This is a genomic window from Eubacteriaceae bacterium ES3, from assembly GCA_030586155.1.
Taxonomy (GTDB): Bacteria; Bacillota; Clostridia; order Eubacteriales; family Eubacteriaceae; genus Acetobacterium.
Genome location: CP130741.1, coordinates 2,290,306 through 2,312,271, shown reverse-complemented (window position 1 = coordinate 2,312,271; position 21,966 = coordinate 2,290,306). Strand labels below are relative to the sequence as shown.

The window sequence follows — 21,966 nt, the reverse complement described above, 5'->3', positions numbered from 1 at the left end:
ATTTAAGCAAGATGAATTCGTATGGCAATGTTTTTAAGTTATATGATGAGTTTTATTATTGTGAGTTTTTGATTTTAATCTCTTTTAGCCGAGAAAATATAAATTGAGCCGTTACTTCAAATTGAAATAAATTAGTTGCATTTAAAAAGTTGTTGACTTTTAGAAAAAATTTGATTTATAATTTACTTATCAATGTGTAGCAAAAGCGTAAGTCCGATTGAGACTTGCGCTTTATTTTTTTGCGCAGGTCAAAATAGATCTGCGCTTTTTTGTTGAAATTAAAAGATGAGGTGAATTATGGAAAAAAATGTTACACAAAACAAGATGGGAGTCATACCAATTAACAAACTTATGTTTTCAATGGGCTTACCAATGATTCTATCAATGGTCGTACAGGCTTTCTACAATATTGTAGACAGTTATTTTGTCAGTAGTATTCAGGATGGATCAGGAATTCAAAACCTAGGGGACTATGCGATCAATGCGCTGACGCTTTCTTTTCCGATCCAAATTCTCATTATTGCAATTGGGGTTGGGACTGGTGTGGGAATAAATGCTTTATTATCTAGAAGTCTTGGAGAAAACAATCGCAAAAAAGCAAGTATTATAGCTGGAAATGGGATATTTCTAGGGATCTGTACTTACATTGTGTTTTTGATTTTTGGGATTATTGGTGTGGAAGCTTTCTTTAAAACACAAACAAGCGATCCGCTCATCATCCAAATGGGTATTGATTACCTGACAATCTGTTCGGTTTTTTCTTTTGGTGCAATTGGATTTATGATTTTCGAAAAACTTTTACAGAGTACAGGGAGAACAATGGCTTCAACAGTAGCCCAATTAGCAGGAGCTGTGATCAATATTATCTTGGATCCTATTCTAATATTTGGATTTCTAGGGTTTCCGGCAATGGGTGTTACAGGAGCAGCAATTGCAACGGTTACTGGACAGATTTGTTCATTGGCGCTTGGTATGTTTTTTCACTATCGGCATAATCTTGAAATTGATGGTAATTTTCATTATTTAAAACCAGTACCGGAAACAATTAAAGCAATCTATAAAATTGGCGCACCAGCAATTTTAATGCTGGCATTAATGTCCGTTATGGCTTATGGGATCAATATTATATCTGGAATGATTTCAGCGTCTGCTGTTACTGCATTTGGTATTTATTATAAAATTCAGCAATTCGTTTTCTTTGCAGCGATTGGCATTAATAACGCTTTAATTCCAATAGTAGCCTATAATTACGGAAGGCAAGATGAAAAAAGGGTGAAAGAAGGCATAAAATATGGTCTAATTTATACCTTAATTTTAATGCTTATTGGGACTGTTCTTTTACAAGCATTCGCCGCGCAAATTTGTAGTGTGTTTTCATTATCCCAGGAGGTCCTGGATCTTTGCATTCAGGCAATACGGATTGTATCGTTAGGATTTTTATTTGCCGGTGCCAACATTGTTTTCCAGGGAACATTTCAGGCATTGGGGAATGGCATGAACTCATTGTGGTTATCATTGATCCGCCTGATCATCGTAACCTTGCCACTAGCCTATTATTTCAGTCTGCTATCCAATGCCTCAAATCTTGTCTGGTTATGTTTTCCTATTGCCGAAGGATGCGGGTTTTTGATTGGGCTATTTATCCTGCGACATGAATTAGTGAATAAAATATCAAAACTTTCAGCTCCAAAAGTTGCGGATAGTTTCAAAGAAGTACTAAATTAAAAAAGATATGATAGCTTTTTTCTAAAAATTTACTCATGAACTAGAATTAACTTTAATGATAATATATAAGAAAGTAGTTCAATCATCACTCAAATTCGGCCCAAGTGGATCAGAGTCTCTATTTACCATCTGTTCGATTAAGGCTGAAAATCGATCTGCTTTTTTAGAGATTATGTGGGTAGCAAGATAGATTATGATCGAAAGCAATATTGTTAAAAAGATTAGTATCAAATCTCTTATGTTCTGGACCGTTGAAAATTTTCGAAACATGTATAAGAAATAGATCCACAAGCCGGATATCATGTAGAACAACATAATAACAGGAAGTTCAATCATAACAATTGTTTTCCAGAACAATTTATATTTTTCGATCATATTTATCCTTCTTTCTAGTTTTAAAAAGCTATGATTCAGGAAGTACTGAAAATAGTCAATAATATGCAGTGCATGGATTGACTATTTTCAGTTACTGATTTTAAACAAAAATTGATTCAGTTATTTTTGGGGACCGATCTGACCTGCTCGAAAAGCTTTACTGTATTTACGACAATGTCTATCTTGTCCCATCAATGCGTAGGTGGCAGAAATAGTACCCATCATTTCTCTGTTGAGAGGATCCATAACAGCAGAATCCATACCGGCTTCCATGGCAAATGCCATACAGGTTTTATTAAGTAGAGCCCTTACTGGTAAGCCAAAAGAAATATTGCTGATCGCTCCGGTTACGTGGATAGTAGGATACATTTCTTTAATCGATTTAATCTCATGTACAAAATTCAGCATTGACTTATTTTCGGTTGATAAAGCCATGACACACGGATCAATATGAATTCGATCAGGTGTGATACCATAGGTAGCAGCTTTTTCAACCATGCTTCTTGTTATTGCAAGTTTTGTCTCAAGATCGTTGGGAATCCCATTGTTATCGCAGGTCAAGCCAACAACCTCCCAGCTATTACCAGATAAAAGCGGTAATAACACTTCGCATTTATCGCCTTCTTCTGAAATTGAATTAATTAGCCCAGGTTTTCTAGCGTATTTAAAGACTGCTTCAATGGCTCGTGGATTAGGACTATCAATGCAAATTGGTGTGTCTGTTGCATCCTGAACTACTTCCATTAACCATTTTAGGGTTTCAATTTCATATTCTGGGGCGGTACTGGCGCAAACATCGATAAACGATGCACCGGCCTCAGCCTGTTTAATCGCCCGATCGGCAATAAATGCAGCATCTCGAGCTTCAATTGCTTCTTTAACCACGGGAATGGTACCGTTGATTTTTTCACCAATAATAATCATATTGTAACTCCTAAGCCCAGGCCTGGCAGATTTTTACACCTTCTGCCGCATTTGTTGTAAATGCGTCGGCGCCAACAAAGTCACAGGCTTCTTTCGTGACTGGATTTCCGCCTATAATATATTTGGCGTTCACACCTGCGTCTTTTAATCCTGTTATTGTATCTTTCATCGAGTCAATCGCTAAGGTTAAAACACCGCTCATTCCAATGATTTTAGGATTGACTGCTTTTGCTTTTTCTACAAAAGTATCAATTTCGACATCAATTCCGATATCGATGACTTCAAAACCGGCAGCTTCAGACATGCTCTTGAAAATATTTTTTCCGATATCATGGAGGTCTCCGTGTACTGTTCCGAGAAGAATTGTTCCCAGACTGGAGGCATCAGCGCTACCTAATGCTGGTTTTACGACATTGATTGCTTCGGTTAATAATTCACCGGCAAAAATTAGATCGCCTACAAAATAATCTCCATTTTCAAACAGATCCCCAACTGTTGCCATGCCTTCCTGACAGGCGCTTACAGCTTCCAGTGCCTGTTCTTCAGTAGGATTTGTTTCCATAAAGTCTTTTAACATATCCAATGCCTGATCTTCTTCCAAATCTCCCATAAGTTGTGTTAATTTTTTTAAATCGATCATTTTCTTTCACCTTTCATTATTGATTAAAATTTTGATTTTTTTATATTATAATTTTCAAAACTAATATTAGTAAAACAGTCGGCAAACAAAATTTAACATTAAATCTTCATATTCTTCAATTGTACAAACTTCTTCAATATCAGAAACGACTGGATGTTTTTCTTTATAATCTTCCCAGTCTGTATAGTATTTTGAAACAATCTTTACTTCTTCTTTCATCAATTACCCCCTTAATATTTTCCATAATCCTGAACTGTTCTTAAGACCGCTTGAAGGTTTTCCATTGTACTGCCGCTAAAGGAAAGTACGGGTTTATCAAAGTTGAAAATATAGTTACCGTTGACACCCATCACATCAATAATCTCTTTTGCATAGTCAACACATTCTTGTTTAGTTGCTGTTTGCAACATAGTTACCGGATAAATTCCGGAAATGATATGTTTTGTGTTAGTGCGAGTTACAACCTCTTTCATATCACCAGTTTCATGTCGGATTTCCTGTCTGCCGGGAAGTTCGTTTAAGTATTCGATATATCGCATCATGTCACCTTGTAGAAGCAGCCAGCAGTTGGAACCACTCTCATAGATGTAATCAACCAATTTATAAAAAGATGGCCACCAGAATTTTTCAAATTGTTTAGTATTCATAAAGGCTGGCATATGGATCGGAATCATTGTTCTTCCATAATTTGATGACATTTTAGAAATAGCACACTTTTTCATATAGGGAAGAATAGCTTCACAAGCCTCAGAAATTTTTTCCGGGCATCTTCTAATATCCATTGATATACCAGAAAAGGATCGCAGGAGGTCAGCAACAAAATCGTATGGTGCTTCAGTTACACCGGCAGTTGGAAAATTTGCGAAGCCATACTGACCACTCAATTTTCCCATTGTCATTAACTGACTTTTTTTATAATCTTCAAAAGAAGCGAAGGCTTTTGTTAGATTTAATGAAGCTTGATGGGGATTGCCATCAAGACCTTTATAAATCCTGGGTAGCGCTTTTTCGACGAGAAAAGCATAGGGATCAGCTATAAATTCATCATATTCATCCTGTTCCATTGAATGGATTTCTGGATGTTGCAAGACGCCGCTGGAACTCATTACAAAAGATTTCGCTTCTAAAATCTGGTAAGTTGCAGCAATTCTGACATTCATGCTTACAGGAAAGGTATCTGCATCACTTAATTCCTGACAAATCGGTTCCAGATAAGATAAATAGGCACTAGAATCCCACTGGGTTTTCTTTAAATCAAGCTGACAATATTCTATTGCCGCTTCATGACCTACCTGAATATGAATAGGTATTCTAGCAGGTTTTTTCCCGTCATAAATATCTTTCAAATTTTGTTCTTTTTCTGTTTTTCTATTTTGTGACTCAATCATACATACTCCAATTTCTATAAGTTTTACTTTCATAACCAAAATAATAAAGAACAATTGTGCTGTAGTTAATAATTACCCCAGCCATACAGCTGCGAACGCAACTTATTGTGACATTGTTTTTTAAATTACAACTATAATTTATAAAGTATAAATACTAAATAGTATGCATTTTAATAAAAATATTATTTACTAATTAGTGAATTTGTGCGTATAATAACCTAAGTTACCTTTAATGTTTAATGTGTAACGGATACAAATAATCTAAATGTGCTTCAGCTGAAAGGATAGAACAAATGCATAGAGAACGAATTGGTAAAAACATTTCAATTATTCATCGATACAGTCAGGTCTTTCTAAATCCGATCCTAAAAAATTATAATCTTGGAAGTGGACAATACACTTTTTTAATGACTTTATATGATAACAATGGCATCAATCAGGAAAAGTTGACTGATCTTGTTAAAATAGATAAAGCAAACACCGCCCGAGCCATCAATAAACTTGTTGCTGAAGGTTATGTCACCAAAACTGTCAGCGAAGAAGATAAGAGGGCATACAAGCTTTACACCACACAAAAAGCTGAAGCAATTAAAAATGAGCTAAATGAAGTTCTTGATAACTGGAATAATATTCTTCTGAATGGATTAACTCAGGATGAAGAAAATTGTCTAGCTACACTACTTGATAAAATAGATTTAAATATTACAGAACATTTCCAGCAATAATTTTATGTTGCTAAGTTTCATAGGAAATCCTTTAAGTGAAAGAAACTCAAAGGATTTCCAAGATATTTTAATGGTGGCTATAATCTGGAATTGGAGCTTTCAAAATACCACGAGCCATTTTTTCAGCAGGGTCAGCTATAAGAATTGCCAAAATCCATGCTACCGGAAAGAAAAGATACAAATATTTAAGTCCACCTATGATTGCTTGTCCGATAGTCGCCTGATATTCTCCAGCTGATGGATCGACCAGGATAACAGTAGTAAGAATGCTCATTAGTACTGATAAAATAACAACCATGAAGACTGCAACAACGAAACAAAGAATTGTTTTGAACAAAAGCGTCCCATGTTTTGCATTCAACTTTAATGCCAAATTAATGCCCCAATTTATGACGGGTAGAAAATAAACAATCATGAATCCGATGATTGCCCCGATAATAGCTGGAATCCAAAACTTGATAGCACTAAACGATAATTCGGCAAATGAAGGTGCATAGGTAACACCGATGCTGCTGAGATAGTGCGCTTTTTCAAGCATTCCGACATATTGCCCTAATAAAGTAAAGACTAGTCCGAATACGATGGACTGTAAAACGGTGTTTAAAATTTTAACTTTTTTTTCTGTATCCATTTATTAAGTTTCCTCTCTCCTGATGATTATGATTGCATCATTCGCAAAATAATAAAAACACTGAAGGCATCAATAGCCTCATCGTTAGGTAAAAATTTCGAAAATATATGTTTTTTAGCCATATTCATTAAGATTTCCATTTCACTCATGTTGGTTTCCTCCTAATAGTTGGAATTATTTTTGATGTAGTCAGTGACTGCTTTGTAATTTTCAGGTTTTGCGTCTGTAGGTGATAAGAGCGACTTATCTGTCGTCAATACAAAACCGCCTCCAGGTGCTACTTCGTCAATTACTCTTTTGACATTATCAATACATTCTTCAGGACTTTTGAAATATAAATCATTCGTTTTAATTCCACCACCGATGCAGATGGTATCGCCAATTGCATTTTTTGCTTTAACAAGATCATCTTCTTCAAAAAGACCTAAAATACAATTCTTTGGAAGTTCTTGCAAATATTCGTAAAGATGCATCCAATTTTTTTCAAACATAATTAAAAATTTATAACCTCTTGAAGCAAAAAACTCTATGTAGGCTTTAAATGAAGGCCAGTAAATTTTTTCGAATTCTTTTGGTCTTAAAAATTGCGGGAGATGCAAAAATAACGACAGATAACTTTCATCCGATGGTGTCGGGCTCATTGCCAGTGTGCTTTTAATGCAAGGTTCTACCATTGCCATACAGGCTTCAGCAAGTTTATCTGGATTTCTCTTTACATCGGTCATTGTGCCCTTGAAATCTCGCAGGTAATCGAGAAAATAATCGCCTGGCATCAAAGATGCAGTACCATATAAAGCCGGAAAACCATATTCTGTTTTTAGGCGATGTTTAAACATTCCCGCCTGTTTACCGTAGTTTCCCATTTCACCGATAGCATTGCCCATTTTTCCGAATTTTTCTTCGATAGTTCCACTTTTAAAGATTTCAATTTTTCTGGGAAGGATTACATTTGTGATAAACTGCATTGGATCCTTTATAAAATCATCATATTCTTCGGCCTTCATAAGTTCAGACTGACTGGTATGCACCTGCATAGTCCCAGTTTCGATGTTCATAATAGAACCGCCCAGAGCATTATTGAATTTTATCGGAGAGCTAAGACCAATTCCTAAAGCAGCATCCGTTTCAAATTCGCTAAAAACCTTTGCATATGATTCGTATTCAAGCTCTGGATTATCCAATACTTGAGGAATTGTTACATTGTTGTAAGACAATGCCCAGGTTTCCATCAGATTTAGCATTGGAACGCGATCATTTTCTTTATGTTCAACAGCATTTGACATCCGGGTTATTCGTTGATCAAATAAATTATTTAGATCTTCCATATTACATCCCTTTATCTTTCATTGAATTTAGTAAATTTACTAATTTGACCATGGTTTATTAGATTATATCGACCTAGGTCAAATTAGTCAAGCAAAATATTTGAAATAATTTTAATGAAAAAATTTAAATAGATTGAATTTTGATGAAAATATCTGTATTTATGTTATAATAATACAAGTTTATGGAAAGAGAGTACCTTGATGGATACAAAAAGCCTAATTTTAAAGGTTGCGAAGAAGAAATTTTATAATGATGGTTTCCATGCGACGACTGCTCGTTCAATTGCTAAAGAATGCGGTATAGTTCATTCAAATCTTTTTTATCATTATAATTCTATGAACGAGATTGCATTGATTATAATGCAGGAGTTTGTTGAAAAAAGTCGTACTACAGTTCTTAAGCATGGTGAAGATTTAAGTCCAACTGAGCTTTATATTGCCTATACAATTGTAGGTATTTATTATTTGTATTATGACCAGAAGTTTGCAGAGTTGTGTTTTGAAATACCGGATATTTTTAGTGACGCAATCTACACGAATGCCGTTAAAGAAATTTTTATCGATCTGAACTTAAGTTCTGAATGTAAAGATAAACATGAAATTTACGCTTATCTTGATCTTCAAGCGGTTATCAATACTCAAATCAGAACGACATATCTGGTTAAGAAAAGGAATTTGAATTTAAATATTGATCAGGTGGTTAATTATGTTCTTGAACTCAAAAAAAGAATCTGGAACATAGATGAGAAAACCTTTAAACAGGCTGTTACCAGATCAAAAAGCATTGTAAGAAAAATTAATTATGAAGAACTGAATATTTTTACAAATAAAAAATAGCGAAATTCGCTATTTTTTATTTGTAAGTATTTTAATACCTATACATCAAGATTAAACAGTTTAATGGCATTGCCGCTGTTTATCATAGTTCTTTCTTCTTCAGTTATATCAAGGGTTTTCATAAATTCAACACCTTGGGACATCCAACCATAGAATACAGGGAAAGAAGATCCGAAAAGGATATGATCAGCGCCACAAACCTTAATAGCGCATTCAACCTGTTCTTTTCCCCAGGAAGCGGGATGAGTCATATCATAGTAAATATTGTTTTTTAAATATTTTTTGATTTTGTCACCTTCACTTAAATCCAAGCGATCCATAGCCTCATCTTTATTAGTCTTATGAGGAGTCATTAGATTGTAATTAGCAAACCAGTTGCCCCCAAACATGGTATGAATGAATTTAAGATCAGGAAATTCTTCGAACATATGACTGAACAATTCACGACCGACAGCTGTTCCTTGATCAATAACTCGACCAAATTCCCGTCGCAGGTTGGTATACTCGTAGATAGATTCATATCTTACAGGGAGTGGCGTATGATGAACCGCTACTGGCACCTTTGCTTCATTCAGTACTTTCAGGTAGGGTTTAAATGCTTCATCATCCAAATATAATTGTCCATAATGGCAAGCTAATTGTACTCCAACCATGCCTAATTCTTTTAGACAGCGTTCCAATTCATATAAATTTTCTTTTCCTCCCCAGGGTGGAAGAACGGCATTTGCAAATAATCGTCCACCTGATCGCTTACATAAATCGGCGGCATTATCATTTACAGCTTTACAGGTATCCAAACGTAACCATTCCTGCCAAACTGGAACACGCAGGATCGCCTTGTCTACGCCAGCATCGTCCATTGCTTTAAGTTTGGCTTCGAGATTATAATCGCCGTCAACATAATTTAAATTTTGGAATCCCTTAGGTTTTTCTAATGTCAGGGTTTTTTTCCCACTTTCTAAAGTCCCAACACTTGCAATTTCTCCGAATGATCGGGGAGCCGTACTGATAAAACCATCCAGAGTTTTTTCGTTTGTAAATAAATCTTCTGGAAGGTGGTGCATATTAATGTCAATAATCATTTATAATATCTCCTTAATAATAAATGGTATCGTAACAATATTGTTCTGTACAACCATATTATACACAATTAAAGTTGCTGACGCAACTATAATTTTAGAAAATTCAGATCTTTAAAATATAATATAGCGCTTAAAAAAATTAAACAATTATTAGAATTAAGTAAAGAAATAAAGTGAAAGTACAAAAAATAATTAGGTAACAACGTTGTAAACTTAAAGATTGACAAGTGATTCACGGTAAGATTATAATTCCATCTAGCAAATGAAATAAAAAATCAAACGCTGAAATATAGATCAAGCGTTATAAAAAGAGGTGCAGGATGGAACAAAAAGTAAAATTAGTAGTACAGACATCGGGATGTCCTTTTTACAGAGTTGGTGATGAAATTGTGTTTAACGGACCGATTATTGACAAAGAAAAGAGCGGAAATTTTTGTATGATGGCAATGAATGCAGTGTTCCCATATGTTTATGCGGCAAGAAAAGGCGTTGACAATAAGCAGCTTCTGCAATGTCCAGATTGTGATGATCGGGTTTATTTTGAAATTAAAAAAGCTAAATAAAATAATGTGAATTTAGAAAATTCTAAGTATTTAAAAAGCAACTGATAATGAAAAGTTGCTTTTTTATATCCAAATAATTTTATTTTTGATGATTTTAGAAAAGAAAAATGCAAATAAATTTGAATTCTTATCAGAAAAAACGAATAATTGGATATTTTATGAGTTGGAAAATCAACTTAATATAATTAAGAGAAAAGTAGTAAATATTTACTTAATCAAGTTGAAATGCTTAAAATAGTTTGGCTTCAAGGTTGTTAACTTAATGATTGACAAGTCGATTGTGCAGGATTATCATTGGCGTTAGTTAAAAAAGATTAATGTCACAGGAGAAGAGTATGAGTAAAGTATATGATCCCTATTTAAATGTTATCAATGTAATGTCACAGGCTATGGAGATTGGACAGATGGATAAGTATATGTTTGAGATCATTAAGAACCCACAACGTGAAACAAAAGTCTATCTGCCGGTTGAAATGGATAGTGGGGAAGTAAAAGTTTTTGAAGGCTATCGGGTTCAGCATTCTAACATTCGTGGTCCCTTCAAAGGAGGGATTCGATATCACCAGGATTGTGATTTGAATGAGGTAAAAGCACTGGCTACCTGGATGTCTTTAAAGTGCGCGGTGGTCAATATTCCCTATGGTGGCGCAAAGGGTGGTGTCCGAGTAGATCCCAACGAATTATCCCACCGGGAACTCCGGCGTTTAACCAGACGATATGCCTTTGCCATTGAACCTTTAATTGGAGCCGATACTGATATTCCGGCGCCGGATGTAAATACTAATGCCCAGACTATGGCCTGGATTCTTGACACCTACAGTATGCTGAAAGGCAAGCCTTGTCCCGGAGTGGTAACCGGTAAACCTGTGGAGCTGGGAGGCTCAAAAGGTCGAAATTCGGCAACTGGTCGTGGCGTTGCCATCAGTACCAAACTGATTTTAGCCCAAGATAATAAAACGTATGATGATGTCACTTTTGCCATTACCGGAATGGGTAATGTTGGCGGAAATGCAGCGAGAATTCTCTTTCACCGCAATGCTACAATCGTTGCTCTGAGCGATGTTTCCGGAGGTATTTACTGTAAACGAGGATTGGATGTCGATGAGATTTCCCGCTTTCTGGAGACTAAGGGAAATCAGTTAAAAGACTATCAGGCGGAGGGTGTTTCTCATATTTCCCATGACGAAGTTCTTACTTGTAATTGTGACGTGCTGATTCCGGCCGCTCTGGAAAATCAGATTAATGAAGATAATGCAGGAGAGCTAAAATGCTCTTACATTGTTGAAGGCGCTAATGGGCCGACAACCGTTGAAGCGGATATGATTCTTGAAGAACGGGGAATCACAATTGTCCCAGATATATTTGCCAACAGCGGCGGAGTCATTGTTTCCTATTTTGAGTGGGTTCAGAATATTCAGTCCCTGACCTGGGGACGGGATGAAGTCAAAGAAATGCTTGAGAAAATTATGACTGATGCTTTTTTTGAACTGTTGGAGGAAACTAAAAAATGCGGGTGTACTCTGCGAATGGCAGCTTATATTGTGGCGCTTAAGCGACTGATCTATGCCGAAGAGATTAAAGGGATTTTCCCGTAACAGAAGATGCTAGAAATTAGAGTTTGACATAGAAGAACCAGCCGCAGCAAATATTGTTGCGGCTTATTTGGTGAAAAAATTAAAAGTTACTTAAAGCGTTATTTATGAAGTATTTGAAAGAAAACTTATCTTATATATAAGAATAGCGTTATAAGGTGATGTAATTGAATGCAATGAAAGAAAGCTACTTCAGCTGTTCGAAAATATGTAAAGTGAATACTTGCATATACATATATCGACTGCTAATATATGTATATGCATATAAATTGGAGGATGTTTTGGAAAATCTTACTTATGGAAAACTTGTAGCAATTATTAATCAAAAGGGTTTAATTTACTATGAACGTCAATTGTCTCAGTATGGAATTGGATGGGGTCAGTACTTTGTTTTATTAGTTATTAGTCAAAATCCGGGGATAACAATTCTGGAACTTGCAAAAAAAACTTATCTTGATCAAAGTACTGTTACCCGCTCCCTTAAAAAACTGTCTGAAGAAGAATATATTTCGGTTGAAATAAGTGAATCAGATCGCCGGGTTCGAGAAATCTATTCGACCGAAAAGGCAAAGCCGGTTATTGAAGCAATTCTAATTGAACAAAAGAACTGGAATGAACAGCTGGTGACTGGAATGAATCAGGAAGAAACCCAAATTGCTTATGAACTACTTAAAAAAATTGCTGATAACTCCATATCGGCAGTTAAAAATCTATGTGAAGAAGGAAAAATCAATGACAAAAACTAATAAGGCAGAAAATAAAGAAAATAAACTGGGAGTTTTACCAGTTGGAAAGCTGTTATATATTTTTTCGTTGCCAGCTATCGTACAACTGCTGATTAATTCCATTTATAATATTGTCGATCAGATTTTTATCGGCCAGGGTGTTGGTTATCTGGGAAATGCCGCAACAACAGTGGTATTTCCGCTAATGATTATGATTATGGCGTTTGCATTAATGATTGGTTCAGGAGCGGCGGCTTACTCAGCGATTAAATTGGGAGAGAAAAATGAAGCAGAAGCTCAAAAAACTCTGATTAGTCAGTTTTGGTTGGCTTTAGTGGCAGGAATCAGCCTGTCGGTATTAGGAATAGTGTTTTTATCGCCTTTACTTCACCTGTTTGGTGTTACAGAAGCGGTTTATCCTTATGCATATGAGTATGGATTCATTATTTTATTGGGAGCACCCTTTAGTGTGATGGGGATTGCTTTATCGAATATGGCCAGAGCGGATGGTTCGCCGAAGATGTCCATGTACGGGGTGATCATCGGAGCACTGCTTAACTGTGTGCTGGATCCCTTCTATATGTTCGTATTGGGATGGGGTGTCAAAGGAGCAGCCATTGCCACGATTACTTCGCAGCTAATTACCCTGATAGTTATGCTGGTATACTTTTTTAAATTCAGCAAATCCATGCATTTGCGTTCAGTTCTGACAAAACCCGATCTGGTCATCTGGAAAGCTATTTTAGGACTGGGTTTCTCCGCTGCTGTTACCCAGATCGGAGCTTTAATCATGCAGACAGTAATGAATAATGTCCTCGTCTATTATGGTAATATGACCCCAGAAATTGGTGGTGACGCAGCATTGTCGGCCATGGGCATTGTGATGAAAATTATCATGGTCATGGGTGGCCTGGCCTTTGGTGTGGGCTTAGGCGCTCAGCCTATTTTTGGCTATAATTTGGGTGCTGAAAAACCGGAGCGGATTAAAAAGACATACCTTCTGGCGATTGGCACTGCGACTGCTCTGGTTCTGTTTTTCTGGTCTGTTTGTCAGATTTTTTCGGGGCAAATCATTCAACTGTTTGGCGGTGGAGACGAAGGGTTTATTACTTTCTTCACAAAAGCCTTGAGGATATACACCTTCGGTGTATTAACCGCTGGCTTCCAAATGGTTTCTTCGCAATATTTCCAGGCGACAGGTCAGCCTGTCAAGGCGGCGATTCTTTCATCGCTGCGGCAATTGGTTTTACTGGTCCCTTTAATCCTGATTTTCCCATTATTCTGGGGGCTTAATGGGGTTCTTTATGCAGGTCCGACAGCGGAATTTCTATCTACACTGATTGTTCTAGGTTTTATGGTAAGAGAGATGAAGAAACTTAATCAATGGATTGAGGTTGGGCATCTAAAGAGAACCCAACTCCAATATGATTGATGAAATCGGAGCTGTTAAGTTATGGTGAGATAAAACTGGATTGTCTATTTGTTATTAATAAACTGAACTAAGAAAAATAAAGAGGTAGATGTTACAGGCATCTGCCTCTTTTCTGGTTTAGAGTGGCAGAATTAAATTTTCTAAAAAGTACTGGTCTGTTTTACGGTTTAAGACTTAAACGCAGCTTTCTCCAGAAAATAATAAATATTAAGTGTCATCAGGATGCGTTCCCGCTCTTTATGGTCATCTAGGTTAAAAGGATAAAGGTCATTTAGCTTTTCAAGTCGATAAGAAAGCGTGTTGCGGTGTATGTGAAGAGCTGAGGCAGTCATTTGACTGTGTCGTTCATTTCTCAGAAAAGTTTCAAGTGTTTGAACAAAGTTTGTTTGTTGCAGTTCATCGTGGTGCTTGAGTTTCTGCACACCTGGATGACACAATGACTCTAATTCAGGCTTTGTGCTAAATGTTAGAAAAGGGTGAATCACCGCATAAACCGGATAACATAATATTTTTTTAGTTGGATCTATCTGATTGCCCAGCAGAATGGCAGTGGTAGCCTGAGTATAAAGCAGGTGGATATGAATAAATCCTTGAATTGTGTCACTTACACCAATAAATCCATCAAGATTTTCAGAAAAAAGCTGTAATGATTCCAGGAGTATTGTATGTGATTGGGAGTGTGAAGGGAACAATGTTATAATAGTATTATTGTATTGAACAGGCTTACTGCTATTAAAACTCTCCATGTGACGTGCGATTTGCTCATTAAAAAGTTCGTCAGGGGTGTTGGGTTTAATAACAACAACGGTATAAAAACCGTCTAAATCCAGGTGCAGTGCGTTTAACTGATTTTTTATATGTTGTAGATCCATTGATTTACCGTTGATCATATCAATAATAAAGTGTTCATAGTATCGCCCCCTGGTTTCCTGAAAGCTTGAATCTAAACGGAGAGCATTAAGAATATAAGGAGCAGCCATATTAGTCAGTTCAATATCACCTGGTGTAATTGTTTTGAACATTCCAACTACAAAGAAATGGCCCTGCAGTTTTCCCTTATATCGGATATTGTAATTAATAAAGGGGGTATAAAAATATTTCGAAACAATTAGATCGGCGCAATATCCTGATTCCATTGTCTGTAGTTCATTGCTTTCAATCAAATTCATTACTACATTATAGGGAATATAACCGTCTTTTAACAAGTGGCGCCAGGTGGCGCTCATTTCTGACATAATTTCCGGTCCGTAAATTCCCAATACTTTAAAAGATGAATCAACCAGGTAAACAGGATTGCCACAGATAACAGATAGAATTTCAACGATTTGTTGAAGTTCTTTTTTTTGTAGAATTGCCTTGGTTAAATCAGCAAATTGTGATCGCAATTCGGCGATTAGATATAAAATTTTATTAAATAAATCTATAAGGGTAATGTTTGCAGTAATATAAAGTGTATCACAATCGAATTGAATAGAAGTGTTTATAAGACATAAGCCGCTGCCTGGTTCAATGATGAAGCTGCAGTCATCAATATTTTCGCCGATATAAAGATAATTTGATTCAAGGCAATTCTGATTGATATCTAACAGGCGTACATCAGAAAAAGTCGACTGATATGGAGATGATAGGCTTATTTCATGCTCCTTGAGATTTAGTTTTTCCATAATAAGCTGTAAAGAAATTTCCATAGAGCGCCTTTCTATTGTGCAATTTGCACATAAAAATAAATTAAAAACAGTCATTTTGTCCGATGAATTAATTAGTAAAAAACATGATAATATCAATAAGAACGATTACAGAAAAGAGATTATAAACTAATTATAGGTTGTTTAACTCAATTCTGTCAATAAATTATAGTAAAACATAAAACAAGGAGAATTAAAATGACTGAACGTGAAAATATGGAACTAATATTTGCCCATAAAGAGCCAGATTGGATTCCTCACTTAGGGCATGATGCCTATGGTATTCGAGATTACATTGTAGAACGACCTATTAGAACAACAGGTCATGATGCATTCGGTTGTCACTGGATCAGCTGCCCCACTGCATTGGGTTTAACCCATCCTGATACCAGCGATATTAAATTTGAAGATATTGAGGACTGGAAAGAAAAACTGCAGATTCCTGATTTGGATAAAATTGATTTCGCAGAAATGATCGATGAAGCCAAGACTTTTACTGACCGCGATAAAAAAATGCTGCAGTATGTTTCGCTAAACGGAATCTTTGAACGTTCACATATTTTAATGGGTTTTGAAAATGCTTTAGTTGCCTGTATGGAAGAGCCGGAAGAGTTTGGCGAGATGTTAAAAGCCCTAACCGATCATAAGATACGCTTATATCAAAAAGTGTATGATATCTGTCAGCCCGATATCCTGGTTTACCATGATGATATGGCCACCCAGCAGTCACAGTTTTTGGCCACCGATTTCTATAAAGAATATTTGTTCCCGCAATATAAGCGAATTGTTGAAGAAGCCAGAAAGATGGGCTACAAATATGTGGTTCACCATAGTTGCGGGAAAATTGAAAAGTTAATTCCTGACTGGCTCTCTTGCGGATTTGATGGTTGGGATTCTGTTATGGCCTGCAATGACCTGGTGGCTATTAAAAAAGAATTTGGAGATCAGATAGTATTTATGCCAGGGTTGGATACTCAGGGCGTGTTAGGTAATAGTGATTCAACGCGTCAGGAAATAGAGGCTATGGTAGTAGAGTGGATGAATATTTTGGCCAGTGATGGCAGAGGTCTTATTATTGACGCGACCCCAGCCTATAGCCTAAATCCTAAAAATGAGGAAATTTGTCTGGAATTTATACTTAAGCATGGAAAGCTCTTTATGGAGGCGAAAAAAGCTGGGAAAGAATATGTTCCAGAACTTGAAAAATAATTTTGACTACTCATGATAGGCAATCCGGATAGAAGATAAGTCTGTCAATGCATACTGTACATGCGAGGCATAAGTTTTTGCTTCTGAAATAATTTTCTCCTGTTTGATCGGATCTATTCCGAGAAGCTTGAGATGGAGGATGTTACACATATCAATGATTTCTTCATTGGTTGCTGTAATATCCTTTTCTTTTTTTGCCTTGATTAGCTCAATAATTGAAGCAGTGAAGATATGAGCATACATCCGCAATGTCGTCGTATCTAAATCGAGTTTTAAAAAAGCAGCCTGTTCTGTGAAATGGCGATAATCGGATTCGATAAGAGCTTCGCTTAAAATATTGGCACAGGCCAGCTCATAATAAAAATCCATGGTTTGATTGTGAGACAGAAAAATGCGGATCCAAGTCCGGATATGGACCGTATCGCGGATTATTTTTTCATCTTTGATGGGTAAGCGGCTGAATAATTCTTCGTTAAAATTTTTTAAAAACTCTTTACAGATCTCCCCGGCAAGAGCAGCTTTGCTATTGAAATGATAGTTTAAGCGACTGAGTGAAAGATCTGCTGCGCTTGCTATATCTCGAACAGTTGTAGCATTATAGCCTTTTTCGTAAAAAAGAGATGATGCGGTCTGAATAATTTTATCTTGTGTTTCAATACTTTTCTTATAAGTTGCCATATTTCTCCTAAATTTTTGCATTATTCCAGTGATTATACAAATAACCTGAATAAAGTATAGCATAATCATTAAATCATTTCAAAAAAATAAAAAAAGAACATGTTACTAAATCGTTGACAAAATCTGAAAATCATGTTATTTTAAGAATGAGAACGCGTTCGCAAATATATTATGTCAAAAACATCATGCGACTCATAAGGCCAAAAGCTTAAAAGAGCGTTGAGATGTGAATTATAATGGGCAATTATGTTTATTATGATAAGGATTAATCAAATTTAATTTCTTGGGAGGAAAAAAGTGTTAACAATTAAAGAGAATTTACATGAAGTTATGACTGGTGGAAATCCGGATCGATTTGTAAAACAGTATGAGTTTTTGAAATTTATTATGACTGTTCCTTTTATTCGAATGAAACCGCCAATTGGTGGGGAGATTGTCAATGAATGGGGAGTAACAATCAGATGGCCGGAAGGACAGTTGGGATCTTTTCCAGTTCATGATGATGAGCATATAGTACTAAAAGAAATTACTGAGTGGCGAGACTATGTCAAGGCTCCGAATGTTGTATTCCCTGAATCGGCATGGGAGCAGGCAATTGCTGATGCAAACGCTGTTGACAGCGACAATCAGTATGTAACCGCCTTCATCGTACCAGGTCTGTTTGAACACACCCATTATCTGATGGGCATGGAAAATGCTTTAATGAGCTTTTATGAAGAGCCGGAAGCAATGCATGAATTGATTGATTACCTGACTGAATATGAACTGGCTTATGCAAAGGAACTGGTGACTCATTTAAAACCAAATGCTGTTTTCCATCATGATGACTGGGGCAGCCAGATTTCTACCTTCCTGTCACCAGCTATGTTTGAAGAATTCTTCTTACCGGCCTACAAGAAAATTTATGGTTTCTATAAAGAAAATGGTGTAGAACTGATTGTTCATCATAGTGATTCTTATGCTGCTACACTGGTTCCATATATGATTGAAATGGGTATGGATATTTGGCAGGGACCAATGCGAACCAACGATATTCCTGCGCTTATTAAAGAATTTGGCGGAAAGATTACCTTTATGGGTGGGCTTCACAGTGGTGAAATCGATCATCCAGACTGGTCTCAGGAAGAAATCGATAAGGCAGTTGAAAAGGTCTGTGAAGAATTCGGTAAACTGTCCTTTATTCCATGTTCCAGCCAGGGAGTAAATAAAAGCTCTTTTGAAGGTGTATATGAAGCAATCGATGAAGCGATTGATAAAATGAGTGAAAAAATGTTTTAATTCGTTTTTCGAATTAAACTTAATATAGGAGAAAAGACTTTGATAATTATTGGAGAAAAAATTAACGGCGCAATTCCTTCAACAGCTAAAGCAATCGCAGCAAAAGACGCTGAGTTCATCAGAAACCTTGCTATCAAGCAGGCTGAAGCAGGCGCTGATTACATTGATGTTTGTGCATCAGTAGATGATGATATCGAAATGGAAACCATGAAATGGTTGATTGACATCGTTCAGGATGCAGTAGATACCCCTATTGCTGTAGACAGCCCTAATGTTTTCACTTGCATTGAATCCATGAAACTATGTAATAAGCCTGGCTTATTTAATTCCGTTTCCATGGAAGGGGATAAAATCGACGCGGCATTTAAAGCACTGGCTGATACAAAGTGGGAATGTGTTGCTCTTTTAAACAGTGACAAGGGAATTCCTAAAACAGCCAAAGACCGTCTGGATGTATTCCACGACATTATGGCTAAATGTAAAGAATACGGCATTGATCCTTCCCGTATGCACATCGATCCATTGATTGAAATGCTTTGTACCTCTGAAGACGGAATTAATATGGTAACAGAAGTGATCCGAGAAATCAAAAAAGCTTATCCAACTATTCATGTTACTGGTGCGGTTTCGAATATCTCTTTCAACCTGCCGGCCCGACGAATTGCCAATCAGGCCTTTGCGGTTTTAGCTATGAATGCCGGAATGGATAGCTTTATCCTCGATCCACTAAACAAAGATATGATGGGGATGCTGTTTGCAACTGAAGCCATGATGGGCGAAGATGAGTACTGTATGGAATATATTGGAGCTTTCCGAGAAGGAATCTTTGTAAAATAATTGGTTGAACACGCTTTTGATCTTGCACAGGATCAAGAACGTTTTTGATAATATATGAAAAGGAGAAAAAAATGTCTATTCAAGATGTAAAAACTTTAGTAGAAACTGGAAAATCGAAAAAAATTGGTGAAGCTGTACAGGCTGCTTTGGATGCAGGTGATTCAGCACAGACAATTTTGGATGCAATGATTGCATCAATGGGTGTTGTTGGTGAGAAATTCTCAGCTGGAGAAATCTTCGTACCTGAAATGCTGATTGCTGCTAAGGCAATGTCTAAAGGTGTGGATGTCTTAAAACCGATTATGGCTGGTGAAAACTCGACTTCATTAGGAACCTGTATTATGGGAACCGTTGCTGGAGACCTACATGATATTGGAAAAAATCTGGTTATCATGATGCTTGAAAGCTCAGGATTCGATATGGTGGATCTGGGTGTTGACGTGCCAGCTGACAAATTTGTTGAAGCAGTAAAAGAAAACAGCAATGTTGTTCTGGTTGCCTGTTCAGGGCTTTTAACAACTACTATGCCAGCACTCAAAGAGGCGGTACAAACTATTAAAGCAGCTTACCCTGATATGAAGGTTATCGTGGGTGGAGCACCTGTAACCTCTGAATACGCTGAGGAAATTGGGGCAGACGGATATGCTCAGGATGCCGGTTCGGCTGCAGTTAAAGCCAAAGAAATGGTAATGTAATAATTTCTATTATCTTTAATTTATACCCAACGGTCTCGAAGTGCGCTTCGAGAACCGGTTGGGATCGAAATCAATGGCCAAAATTAAGTAAACGTTTTATAAGTTCAAAAGGGGGATCTTTATTATGATCAGAATGAATGACAAAATTAAAAACTTTTATGGCGTCGGTGATATGTTTTTCTCTTTTATGGTATGTCTAGAAATCTATTTTATGATGGTTTTCTTGACCGATGTCTTAAAATTGGATGTCGCCATAGCAGGGACGGTCGTTTCCATTACAGCAATGGGTGACCTGATAACTTCTTTTATTGCTGGAGGGATTGTTGATAAATCCAGCATGAAGTGGGGGAAATACCGTTCATGGTTATTGTTTGCTCCAGCATTAGCATCAATTTTCTTTGTTCTACAGTTTTCAGGAATTGGTTCTGCTTCTACAGCCGCTGTACTATTTACTATCAGCTATCTTATTTCACATACCTTATGGAATGTTTTTTATACTGCCAGTCGTGCTTTAGCAGGAGCTGTTACAGATGATCCTACAGAGCGAGCCCATATCTCCGGTCGAATTTCAGCCTGGATGAATGTTGGTCGAATTGGAGGATCAAAACTGATTATCGTAATGGTCGGTTTCTTTGCAGCCAGCTTTGGCTCTAGTGACAGCCAACTGATTGGTTATACCATTACTGCCCTGGTTACAAGTATATTAATGTGTATTGGTTACTTAATTCATTTTAAAATAACTGATGGATATGATCTGCCGCAGGATAAAAGTGATGTTGAAAAAGCAAAAAAAGAAAAAGTTACAATTATCGATATGTTTAAAGGTGTAGGTAAAAATCCACCATTAATTGCTGTTCTTTTCTGCGAATTTATTCGACTAAGCGGATATTACATGATGATGGCTCTTGTCGCTTATTACTGTAAACTGGTGTTAAATAACCCGGCAGCGATTGGTAACCTCCTGATGGTAATGAATATTACCTGTCTGATTGGGGCCCTGTTATCAAAGACTTTTGTAGCAAAACTGGGAACAAAAATGACAACTGTGGTTGGTTTGGCTGGTGCTGCAGCGATGATGGTTGTAGCTATGTTTGTGTCGCCAAACCTGATGGCGGTAACTGTTTGTTTGGGAATCAGTCAACTTTTCTATGGCGTATCATTTGGTCTGACAACCAGTCTGTATGCCAACTCTGCAACTTATGCCGAATACTCTACTGGTAAAAACACCACTGGTTTTATCATGGGTCTTTTATCTTTCTCGATCAAAGGAGCTATCTTTATTCGTGGTCTGATTATCACAGGGGTTCTTGCTTTTATCGGTTACAGCTTCGAAATGGAAGTAACCGAACAGGTTATCAGCAATATGTCTAAAGGATTCTTTTTAATCCCGGCTGCCCTAATTGCCATTGCTATCATTCCAATGATGATGATGAAATTAAATGACAGTGACATCGGCGAGATGCGAAAGGCGATTGAAGAACGTAAAAAAGCAAATGCTTAAACAATAAATTAAAAAAACAGGTTCTGTTCAATCGGTATTTTTGACTGAACGGAACCTTTTTTAATTATTTAAATGTGAGAATAATCCGGCCATAATGCAGGATCTCATCATTCAGCAAT

The 21,966-nt window shown here is 36.7% G+C and carries 22 protein-coding genes; 12 read left to right on the top strand and 10 right to left on the bottom strand.

Annotated elements, in window-relative coordinates:
* The first annotated feature begins 297 nt into the window (after positions 1-297).
* A complete protein-coding gene (locus Q5O24_10585; GenBank protein WKY46804.1) occupies positions 298-1,725 on the top strand; it encodes an MATE family efflux transporter in 1,428 nt (475 codons plus the stop codon).
* A gap of 495 nt (positions 1,726-2,220) precedes the next feature.
* Here the strand turns inward: Q5O24_10585 and Q5O24_10580 are convergent, their stop codons facing one another.
* The 4 genes from Q5O24_10580 to Q5O24_10565 all read right to left on the bottom strand — a co-directional run bounded on the left by Q5O24_10580 (position 2,221) and on the right by Q5O24_10565 (position 5,085).
* On the bottom strand, positions 2,221-3,024 hold the full coding sequence (locus Q5O24_10580; protein WKY46803.1) for a methyltetrahydrofolate cobalamin methyltransferase: 804 nt from the start codon (positions 3,022-3,024) through the stop codon (positions 2,221-2,223).
* A 10-nt stretch (positions 3,025-3,034) separates the two neighbouring features.
* Complete coding sequence (locus Q5O24_10575) at positions 3,035-3,664, bottom strand: cobalamin-dependent protein (GenBank protein WKY46802.1); 630 nt, start codon at positions 3,662-3,664, stop codon at positions 3,035-3,037.
* Positions 3,665-3,730: 66 nt separating this feature from the next.
* Entirely contained in the window at positions 3,731-3,883 is a 153-nt protein-coding gene (locus Q5O24_10570) for a hypothetical protein (protein WKY46801.1), read from the bottom strand.
* 11 nt (positions 3,884-3,894) lie between these two features.
* Positions 3,895-5,085 (bottom strand): uroporphyrinogen decarboxylase family protein, encoded by a 1,191-nt coding sequence (locus Q5O24_10565; GenBank protein WKY46800.1) that lies wholly within the window; start codon positions 5,083-5,085, stop codon positions 3,895-3,897.
* A gap of 260 nt (positions 5,086-5,345) precedes the next feature.
* Between Q5O24_10565 and Q5O24_10560 the strand changes: the two genes are divergently transcribed.
* Positions 5,346-5,777, top strand: a complete 432-nt coding sequence (locus Q5O24_10560; protein WKY46799.1) for a MarR family transcriptional regulator — start codon at positions 5,346-5,348, stop codon at positions 5,775-5,777.
* Between the two features lie 67 nt (positions 5,778-5,844).
* Here the strand turns inward: Q5O24_10560 and Q5O24_10555 are convergent, their stop codons facing one another.
* Genes Q5O24_10555 through Q5O24_10545 form a run of 3 tightly spaced genes read right to left on the bottom strand, consistent with a single transcriptional unit; the run spans position 5,845 to position 7,733 of the window.
* Positions 5,845-6,408, bottom strand: coding sequence for a hypothetical protein (locus tag Q5O24_10555; protein ID WKY46798.1), 564 nt, complete (start codon positions 6,406-6,408; stop codon positions 5,845-5,847).
* Between the two features lie 26 nt (positions 6,409-6,434).
* Positions 6,435-6,557: a hypothetical protein gene (locus tag Q5O24_10550; GenBank protein WKY46797.1), complete on the bottom strand. Its 123-nt coding sequence runs from the start codon at positions 6,555-6,557 to the stop codon at positions 6,435-6,437.
* Between the two features lie 12 nt (positions 6,558-6,569).
* Entirely contained in the window at positions 6,570-7,733 is a 1,164-nt protein-coding gene (locus tag Q5O24_10545; protein WKY46796.1) for a uroporphyrinogen decarboxylase family protein, read from the bottom strand.
* 201 nt (positions 7,734-7,934) lie between these two features.
* Here Q5O24_10545 and Q5O24_10540 point away from each other — a divergent pair, with 201 nt between their 5' ends.
* Positions 7,935-8,570, top strand: coding sequence for a TetR/AcrR family transcriptional regulator (locus tag Q5O24_10540; protein ID WKY46795.1), 636 nt, complete (start codon positions 7,935-7,937; stop codon positions 8,568-8,570).
* Between the two features lie 38 nt (positions 8,571-8,608).
* Here Q5O24_10540 and Q5O24_10535 read toward each other — a convergent pair whose 3' ends face one another.
* Positions 8,609-9,652, bottom strand: coding sequence for an amidohydrolase family protein (locus Q5O24_10535; protein ID WKY46794.1), 1,044 nt, complete (start codon positions 9,650-9,652; stop codon positions 8,609-8,611).
* A gap of 320 nt (positions 9,653-9,972) precedes the next feature.
* Here Q5O24_10535 and Q5O24_10530 point away from each other — a divergent pair, with 320 nt between their 5' ends.
* From Q5O24_10530 to Q5O24_10515, 4 genes are all read left to right on the top strand, one after another.
* Positions 9,973-10,215 carry a TIGR04076 family protein gene (locus Q5O24_10530; GenBank protein WKY46793.1) on the top strand — a complete coding sequence of 81 codons (243 nt, stop codon included), beginning with the start codon at positions 9,973-9,975 and terminating at the stop codon, positions 10,213-10,215.
* A gap of 335 nt (positions 10,216-10,550) precedes the next feature.
* Positions 10,551-11,810, top strand: coding sequence for a Glu/Leu/Phe/Val dehydrogenase (locus tag Q5O24_10525; protein WKY46792.1), 1,260 nt, complete (start codon positions 10,551-10,553; stop codon positions 11,808-11,810).
* A gap of 278 nt (positions 11,811-12,088) precedes the next feature.
* A complete protein-coding gene (locus tag Q5O24_10520) occupies positions 12,089-12,553 on the top strand; it encodes a MarR family transcriptional regulator (GenBank protein ID WKY46791.1) in 465 nt (154 codons plus the stop codon).
* Complete coding sequence (locus Q5O24_10515) at positions 12,540-13,964, top strand: MATE family efflux transporter (protein ID WKY46790.1); 1,425 nt, start codon at positions 12,540-12,542, stop codon at positions 13,962-13,964. Before Q5O24_10520 ends, Q5O24_10515 begins: the two co-directional genes overlap by 14 nt.
* A gap of 167 nt (positions 13,965-14,131) precedes the next feature.
* Here Q5O24_10515 and Q5O24_10510 read toward each other — a convergent pair whose 3' ends face one another.
* Positions 14,132-15,628, bottom strand: a complete 1,497-nt coding sequence (locus Q5O24_10510) for a helix-turn-helix domain-containing protein (protein ID WKY46789.1) — start codon at positions 15,626-15,628, stop codon at positions 14,132-14,134.
* A gap of 219 nt (positions 15,629-15,847) precedes the next feature.
* Between Q5O24_10510 and Q5O24_10505 the strand changes: the two genes are divergently transcribed.
* On the top strand, positions 15,848-16,858 hold the full coding sequence (locus Q5O24_10505) for a uroporphyrinogen decarboxylase family protein (GenBank protein WKY46788.1): 1,011 nt from the start codon (positions 15,848-15,850) through the stop codon (positions 16,856-16,858).
* A gap of 6 nt (positions 16,859-16,864) precedes the next feature.
* Here Q5O24_10505 and Q5O24_10500 read toward each other — a convergent pair whose 3' ends face one another.
* Positions 16,865-17,536, bottom strand: coding sequence for a TetR family transcriptional regulator (locus tag Q5O24_10500; GenBank protein ID WKY46787.1), 672 nt, complete (start codon positions 17,534-17,536; stop codon positions 16,865-16,867).
* Positions 17,537-17,833: 297 nt separating this feature from the next.
* On the opposite strand from Q5O24_10500, the gene Q5O24_10495 reads away from it, so the two are divergent.
* From Q5O24_10495 to Q5O24_10480, 4 genes are all read left to right on the top strand, one after another.
* Positions 17,834-18,814 carry a uroporphyrinogen decarboxylase family protein gene (locus Q5O24_10495; GenBank protein WKY46786.1) on the top strand — a complete coding sequence of 327 codons (981 nt, stop codon included), beginning with the start codon at positions 17,834-17,836 and terminating at the stop codon, positions 18,812-18,814.
* A gap of 39 nt (positions 18,815-18,853) precedes the next feature.
* Positions 18,854-19,651 carry a methyltetrahydrofolate cobalamin methyltransferase gene (locus Q5O24_10490; protein ID WKY46785.1) on the top strand — a complete coding sequence of 266 codons (798 nt, stop codon included), beginning with the start codon at positions 18,854-18,856 and terminating at the stop codon, positions 19,649-19,651.
* Positions 19,652-19,722: 71 nt separating this feature from the next.
* Complete coding sequence (locus tag Q5O24_10485) at positions 19,723-20,346, top strand: corrinoid protein (protein WKY46784.1); 624 nt, start codon at positions 19,723-19,725, stop codon at positions 20,344-20,346.
* A 124-nt stretch (positions 20,347-20,470) separates the two neighbouring features.
* Positions 20,471-21,847, top strand: coding sequence for an MFS transporter (locus Q5O24_10480; protein ID WKY46783.1), 1,377 nt, complete (start codon positions 20,471-20,473; stop codon positions 21,845-21,847).
* The last annotated feature ends 119 nt before the right edge of the window (positions 21,848-21,966 follow it).